Annotated in this window: 1 pseudogene; it reads right to left on the bottom strand. The window is 46.5% G+C overall.

Features of this window, described 5'->3' with window-relative positions:
• Positions 1-334 precede the first annotated feature (334 nt).
• Positions 335-608, bottom strand: a pseudogene (locus ACFFT4_RS32370) (hypothetical protein); the annotation flags it as partial.

The raw sequence follows: 608 nt of genomic DNA on the forward strand, positions 1-608 counted from the left end.
TGCAGCAAGCACGTCAAAAAACGCCTCCTGTCCCACATGAACTCGCAAAATTACCGAGTGGGAGAGAAGGCGTTGTGTTTAGCCACAGTTAATCGACGGCTTCTACCAGGCCGTTAAATGGAGGAAAGCAGGCAATTGGAGGAATTAGCGGTCTATCAGGCACTAGCCATGCAAAAAAGCTAACATCCAACACCCACCACAAAGCCAGATTTATAATTTTAATCATTTGTTCAATATTTTTACAATGGGTGTTTGATGACATGAACCAAAAGGAGAGCCGCCTCTTAAACGTGGCATCGTTTTCCTTTTTGTGGAATTTTCTATTTTAGTTTCGTTATCGGCTCATCCACTTTTTCAACACAGGCATGGGTTCTCGAGGCTTTTGCAGTCGTTGCCTACCTTTCGACTTTCGCGTCGGCAACCTCTGCATCGCCCTCACCATCTCCTTCCATGGGTGAGTCGCATACATCCGAATCAGCTGAAGTATGTCCCACGTCGTTTTGGTCGTCTTCGCTTGCAGTCGAACCCATGTGCACAGGGCAAACGCAATAAGCGCGAGATAGAGCTGATTCCAAATACCTTGCGGCGAATAACTGATCACTTTGACT

The sequence above is a fragment of the Cohnella cellulosilytica genome, assembly GCF_042431195.1.
Classification (GTDB): domain Bacteria; phylum Bacillota; class Bacilli; order Paenibacillales; family Paenibacillaceae; genus Cohnella; species Cohnella cellulosilytica.